The organism is Pseudomonas sp. TSO6, from assembly GCF_056098905.1.
Map to the genome: position 1 here is coordinate 102,196 of NZ_JBLZWV010000040.1, position 6,766 is coordinate 108,961.

General features: G+C 65.4%; 5 protein-coding genes. 4 read left to right on the forward strand and 1 reads right to left on the reverse strand.

Annotated elements, in window-relative coordinates:
• On the reverse strand, positions 1–1,059 hold the full coding sequence (locus ACN6NG_RS18610; RefSeq protein WP_016486053.1) for a sigma-54 interaction domain-containing protein: 1,059 nt from the start codon (positions 1,057–1,059) through the stop codon (positions 1–3).
• A 293-nt stretch (positions 1,060–1,352) separates the two neighbouring features.
• On the opposite strand from ACN6NG_RS18610, the gene ACN6NG_RS18615 reads away from it, so the two are divergent.
• Genes ACN6NG_RS18615 through ACN6NG_RS18630 form a run of 4 tightly spaced genes read left to right on the forward strand, consistent with a single transcriptional unit; the run spans position 1,353 to position 6,431 of the window.
• Positions 1,353–2,426 (forward strand): ABC transporter substrate-binding protein, encoded by a 1,074-nt coding sequence (locus ACN6NG_RS18615; RefSeq protein ID WP_063422887.1) that lies wholly within the window; start codon positions 1,353–1,355, stop codon positions 2,424–2,426.
• Between the two features lie 11 nt (positions 2,427–2,437).
• Complete coding sequence (locus ACN6NG_RS18620; protein WP_353455147.1) at positions 2,438–3,661, forward strand: lipase family protein; 1,224 nt, start codon at positions 2,438–2,440, stop codon at positions 3,659–3,661.
• A 12-nt stretch (positions 3,662–3,673) separates the two neighbouring features.
• Positions 3,674–4,873, forward strand: coding sequence for an LLM class flavin-dependent oxidoreductase (locus ACN6NG_RS18625; protein WP_474315435.1), 1,200 nt, complete (start codon positions 3,674–3,676; stop codon positions 4,871–4,873).
• 4 nt (positions 4,874–4,877) lie between these two features.
• Positions 4,878–6,431 (forward strand): ABC transporter substrate-binding protein, encoded by a 1,554-nt coding sequence (locus tag ACN6NG_RS18630; RefSeq protein WP_063422884.1) that lies wholly within the window; start codon positions 4,878–4,880, stop codon positions 6,429–6,431.
• Positions 6,432–6,766 lie beyond the last annotated feature (335 nt).

A 6,766-nucleotide genomic window follows, 5' to 3' on the forward strand; every position in this document is an offset into this window, starting at 1 on the left:
TCAAGCCTTCGACAGTTCGCCAATTTTCTCCAGCCGCGCCCGCACGATGTTGCGGCTGATGTTCAGCAACCGCCCTGTCTGCAACTGGTTGCCGTGGCAATACCGATATGCCGCCCTGAACACCGTCTCCTCGATGTGCTCATACAAATTCGGCACGTTCTGCTCGAACAACGCCAGCAACGCGCTTTCCAGGTCAGGCGGTGCTGCGCTCGCTGCCGGCAAATACGCATGGGCCGCAGGCGCGGCCACCTGTGGCCGCATATCGACCAAGTGCAGATCCGCCGGTGCCACCACCTGATACCGGCAGACCAGCAACGCATGGTGAATGGCGTTTTCCAGCTCGCGGATGTTGCCCGGCCAGCTATGCGCCAGCAATTTGCGCTCGGCATCCGGGCTCAACGAAGCACGCTCGTAACCCAGGCGTCTGCAATGCTCTTCGATGAAAAATTCCGCCAGCGGCAGGATGTCCCCCGGCCGCTCGCGCAGCGGCGGCAAGCGAATCGTCGCCACATGCAGGCGGTAGAACAGGTCTTCACGAAAATGCCCCGCCACCACCGCATCGGCCAGGTTGACGTTGGTCGCCGCCACCAGCCGCACATTGATCGGGATCGGCGTACGTGAGCCCAGGCGCACCACTTCACGCTCCTGCAGCACCCGCAGCAACTTCACCTGCATGTTCAGCGGCAGGTCGCCGATTTCATCCAGGAACAATGTGCCGCCATTGGCCGCTTCGAACCAGCCGGCCTTGTTGCTGGTGGCGCCTGTAAACGCGCCTTTCTCGTGGCCGAACAGCTCGCTCTCCACCAGGGTTTCGGCAAAAGCACCGCAGTTCACCGCCACGAATGGTTCGCGCCCACGGCGGCTGAGGTGGTGGATATGACGGGCGACCAGCTCCTTGCCGGTGCCGGTTTCGCCGATGATCAGGGTATTGGCCTCGCTGGGCGCCAGGCGCTCGATGCGGCTGAGCAGCTCCTGGGAGCGCGGGTCCTTGAACACGAGCACGGTGGCACGTACCGACTTGGTCAGCTCGCGGGCATTGGGGTGGGTGATCAGCGACATAGGGGCATTCCTGGCAGTTGACGCGCAGGCCCATAGTGCATGAAACAAATTAGATCAAAAAATTATTAATTAGTATTTAGATATTCGAATTGGAAATATTCAAATTTCCAGCAACCGATTGCTGCTACAGCAGCAACCCGGCAGCACTTGCCTGTCCGCCGACCAGCAGACCTTTAATCCCACACCCACTTGCTGCTGGCTGGAGCCCCTGTAAATAAAGGGCTGTAGCCCCTTCATGGCATGCTGGCATGCATTTCGCTCTTGGCCTGTAGAACCTTTGCCTGGAGCTGCACATGAACAATCCCTGGCGTAATGCCCTCGCCCTGCTGGGCGGCCTGTTCCTCAGCCTGGCTGCGCTGGCAGCCGAGCCACCGGCGGCGGTGCGCATCGCCATTGTCGCGTTCACCCAGGGTGGAGCGCCGGTGTTCGGCGGCATCCCCGGGCGGGTGATCGAAGAAGGCTGGCTGGAACAGCAACTGGCAGCCCGCGGCGTGAAACTGCAATGGACCGCCCTGCCCCACGCCGGCGCCGGGCCGCAAATCAACGAAGGCTTCAGCAACAACAGCCTGGACTTTGCCGTACGCGGCGACCTGCCTTCGGTCATCGCCGGTGCCGGCCAGGTGCCGGGCAAGCTGGTGGTACCGGGTGGCAGCGGCAACAACATCTACCTGGTAGTACCGAGCGACTCGACGGTGCGCAGCATCCAGGACCTCAAAGGCAAGCGCCTGGCCTTGCACCGCGGCCGCCCGTGGGAGTTCGCCTTCAGCAACTTCCTGCAAAGCCAGGGCCTGGCACTCAGCGACTTCAAGATCGCCAACCTCAACCCGCAAGTGGGCGCCGCTGCGGTGTCCGCCGGCAAGGTCGACGCCGCCGTGCTGCTCAACGAAGCCTATGCCCTGGAAGACAAAGGCGTGGCGCGCATTCTCTGGTCGACCAAGCAAGGCGCCAACGACTGGCGGCTGGTCTCGGACCTGTGGGGCACTGACCGCTTCGTGCAGCAGCACGCCGACCTGACGCAACTGGTGGCCACCGCCTGGGTGCGCGCGGCCTGGTGGATCTCCCAGGAGCAGAACCGCGACGCCTACTACGGGTTGTCTTCGCGCGCCGGCGTGAGCGAAAGCGTGCTGCGCCGGGACGACCAGGACGACCCCGTCGCGTGGAAGGCGCGCTGGGCGCCGAAAACCGATGCCCAGCTCAAGGCCCACTACGACGCCCTGGGCCAGTACGCCCTGGCCAACCGGCTGATCCGCACGCCCTACGACATCACCAGCGACCTGGCCACGGGCTTTACCCGCCAGGCGCTGATCGACCTGCAACTGACCCACTACTGGCCGTCCCTCGACGCCCAGCTCAGCCAACAACCTTGAGAGCCTTACCCATGAAACTGCCTGCTTCGCTCGTCTTCGGCCTCAGCGCCCTGGCCCTGTCCGTCGGTGCCCTGGCCGCCGAAACCTACGCGCCCAAACCTGACCCGCAACAGGGCGATGGCCGTGTCTCGGCCTTTTACACCTGGAGCAAGGCCATCCCCGCCACGCCTGGCAAACTGCTGCGCAGCGAGCCACTGGACCAGGCGCTCAGCCTGCCCAATGCAGCCAGCGCGCAACGCATTCTGTACACCTCGCTGGATGGCATCGACGGCAAGACCCCCGTCGTGGTTTCCGGCGCACTGTTCATCCCCAAAGGCAAGGCCCCGGCAGGCGGCTGGCCGGTCGCCAGCTGGGGCCATGGCACAGTCGGCGTGGCGGATATCTGCGCGCCGTCCTGGGCTGGGCGTAGCTACCGCGACGTGCAATACCTCAACCGCTGGCTCGAGGAGGGCTACGCCATCGTCGCCACCGACTACCAGGGCCTCGGTGTACCGGGCGGCCACCCGCTGCTGAACAACCGCATGGCGGCCTACGGCATTCTCGATGCTGCCAAGGCTGTGGTTGCCGGCGTGCCAGGGCTGGCAGACAAAGTGCTGATCATTGGCCAGTCGCAAGGTGGCGCGGGGGCCTTTGCCGCGGGTGCCTATGCGGCGACCTATGCGCCCAAGCTGGGCGTCAAGGGCAGTATCGGCACGGGGGTGATCTACACCGTGGGCTCGAAGAATGTCGGTGAACAGGACCAGGACAAGGTCGACCCGGCCCTGGCCTATGGCTTCTACACCCTGCTGGCGGCGCAGCAGTACGACCCGAGCATCGACCCGCGCGACTTCTACACAGACAAGGCCTTGCCGCTGTTCGAGCAGGCGCGCACCAGCTGCCTGTCAGCCTTGGTCAGCGACGTGGTCGGCACAGGCCTGACCCCGGCCAACGCCAAGAAAGACTACAAGGGCGACCAGCTCAAGCCATGGCTGGCGCAGGTATCGTACCCGACCCTGAAACTGGCCCAGCCGATCTTCATCGGCACCGGCGCCGAGGACAAGACCCCCGCCGCCGCTACCCAGGTGGCGCTGATGCAGGACGCCTGCAAGGCCGGCTCGGTGGTGCAGGGCCACCTGTACAAGGGCCTGGGCCACAGCGAAACGGTGAATGCCTCGCTGAAGGACTCGATCCCCTTCGCCCGCCAGGTCATCAGCGGCCAGCCGGTTACCCCCAATTGCAGCCCAAGCGTCCAGTAAAGAGGCCCGCCAATGAGTATCGAATTCTTCACCCGCCTGCCCTTGCATGGCGAAACCCAGTTCCTCCCCGGCGACCCACGCAACCGTGGCGACTGGCATGCGGGCGGGGCCAGCACCGGTGCGGTGTCAGGGTTCGCCGTAGGGGACCACTTCACCTATATCGACTACCTCGGCCAAATCGCCCGCGCCGCTGAAATAAACGGCTTTGGCGGCGCGCTGATGGTCAACGCCCCCACCGGCGAGGAGCCGTGGACGGTGTGCTCGCTGCTGGCCCGGGAAACCCGCACGCTGAAATTCGTCACCGCGTTCCAGCCCTATCACTACACCCCGTGGGTGGCCGTGCAGCAGGCCGCGACCTACCAGCGCGCCACCGGCAACCGCCTGGTGTGGAACATCATCAACGGCGGCTCCGATGCCATCCAGCGCCAGGTCGGCGACTTTGAAGACCATGACCAACGCTACGCCCGCGCCACCGAATTCATGGACGTGGTGCGCGGCTATTGGCACAACGAGCAGTTCCACTACGAAGGCACCTACTACCGCGCTGAAGGCGGTGGCCTGCGCGGCCCGCTGAAAAAAGCCGAGTTGCCGCTGATCTGCACCGCTGGCTCGTCGGAGGCAGCGCGGGAGTTCGCCGCCAAGCACGCCGACTTCTACCTGATGCGTGCCGAGCACCCGAACGAGATCGCCGCGCTGATCGCCGACATCCGCGCCCGGGCGCTGAAGTGGGGCCGTACCGACATCCGCTTTGGCCTGTCCATCGACGTGATCGCCCGCGAGACCGAAGAAGCCGCGCTGGCCGAGGCCAAGCGTTTCTTCGACGAAGGCGTGGCCAAGGGCACGGTCAAGGCCCGCGCCGCCCACGCCGGCCTGCGCACGGCGCGCAAGCTGAGCTACGAGCACGGCTACAGCGACCAGGACGAGCAGCAGGCCTTCGACGACTTCTTCATCCACCCCAATGTGTGGACCGGTTTTGGCTACATCGGCATCCCGCCGGGCTGCGCACTGGTGGGCAGCTACACCAACGTGGTGGCGCGTATCCGCGAGTATCACGGCATCGGTGTCGATCTGTTTTTCCTCGCCGGCTACCCGCACCTGGAAGAGGCCTATCGCATTGGCGAGCACATCCTGCCGCACTTCCGTGCACAGCGCGCAGCCCTTGCCCGCCCGCTAGCCGAACCCGTGCAACTGCACGCCAGCAACGGGGCCTGACGCAATGGCCAGGGACGGTTACCCACTGAGCCGGCGCGGCTTCCTCGGCCACGCCGGCGTGCTGGCGGGCGGGCTGCTGGCCGGCTGCGGCCAGGCCGACAGCCCGCCCCATGCTGCAGCCGACCAGCCCCGCCATGGCGGGCGCCTGCGCCTGGGCATCATCGACGGCAACCAGAGCGGCAACCTCGACGCCCACAAGCCCATTGGCAGCGGCATCGTGCGTGGCTTTGCGCTGTACAGCAAACTGTGGGAATGGGACGAGCAGATGCAGCCGCGCCTGGCGTTGGCCGAGTTCGCTGAGCCCAATGCCGATGCCAGCAGTTGGACCTTGCGGCTGAAACCGGGGCTGGAATTCCACCACGGCAAGACCATCGACGCCGACGACCTGATCTTTTCCATCCGCCGCCTCACCGACCCGCAGTTGGCCTCGCCCTATGCGGCGCTGCTGCACTGGGTGGACCGCGACAACCTGGTCAAGCTGGATGACCGCACCGTGCGCCTGGGCTTTCGCGAGGGGCGCAGTTACCTGCCACTGGCGGAAACCTGGGTCAACTTCGGCGGCATCGTACCGGTGGACTACCACCCGGTCACCAACCCGGTCGGTGCCGGGCCGTACAAGCTTAAAAGCTTCACCCCGGGCCAGCGCTCGCTGTTCACCCGCTTCGACAACTACTACAAACCTGGCAAGCCCTATGCCGATGAACTGGAGATCATCGACTTCAAAGACCAGACCGGCCGCCTGGCGGCGTTGCGTGCCGGGCAGATCGACATGGCCAACGTCATGTCCACAGAGCACCTGCAGGTGCTGCAGGCCGACCCACGGCTGCGGCTGCTGAAGTCGGTGAGCGGCAACTGGCTGTCGTTCGACATGAACACCGCCAAGGCGCCGTTCGACGACCCGCGAGTGCGGGAGGCATTCCGCCTGCTGGCCGACCGCGAGGAACTGGTGCGCCGTGCGCTGAATGGCCAGGGACGGGTGGCCAACGACCTGTATGCACCGTTCGATCCCACCTTCGACCACAGCATCGGCCCGCGCCCCTACGACCCGCAGCGGGCAGCGCAGTTGCTGCGCGAAGCCGGCCATGAGCAGCTGCAGGTGGAACTGGTGACCACACCAGGGCCGGGGCTGGCTTCGGCCCTGGTATTGGCCGAGCAGGCCCGACGTATCGGCGTCACCCTCAACGTGCGCCAGGTAGACCTGGCCACCTTCCAGGGCCCGCAGCGCGACGACTGGACCTTGAGCACCGGCGGCAGCATCGGTGCGCCGTACCTGGCCAGTGCCATCCACACCGACGCGCCGTTCGCGGTGGCCAACAAGACCCACTTCCACGACCGCGAATTCAGTGAGGCCTTCCTCGCCGCCATGGCCCAGCCGGACCTGGAGCAACGCAAAGCGCTGGTGCACCGCGCGCAACGCATTCAGTACGAGCGCGGCGGCATGCTGATCTGGGGCTTTGCCGACCTGCTCGACAGTGTCAGCACACGCGTGGGTGGCGCACAGGCGGAGCAGTCGCTGTTCAGTACCTGGCGCTTCGAGAGCCTGTGGCTCAGAAGTTGACCTGCAGGCCCTCTACCGCCTGTCCCGGCCCTATCGCCGGCAAGCCAGCTCCCACAGGGATAGCGCAAGCCTTCAAGCCTGCGCAGGCTCTGTGGCAGAAGTAGACCTGCAGGCCCTCTATCGCCTGTCCTGGCCCTATCGCCGGCAAGCCAGCTCCCACAGGGATAGCGCCAGCCTTCAGGCCTGCGCAGGCTCTGTGGGAGAAGTTGACCTGCAGGCCCTCTATCGCCTGTCCTGGCCCTATCGCCGGCAAGCCAGCTCCCACAGGGATAGCGCCAGCCTTCAGGCCTGCGCAGGCTCTGTGGGAGAAGTTGACCTGCAGGCCCTCTATCGCC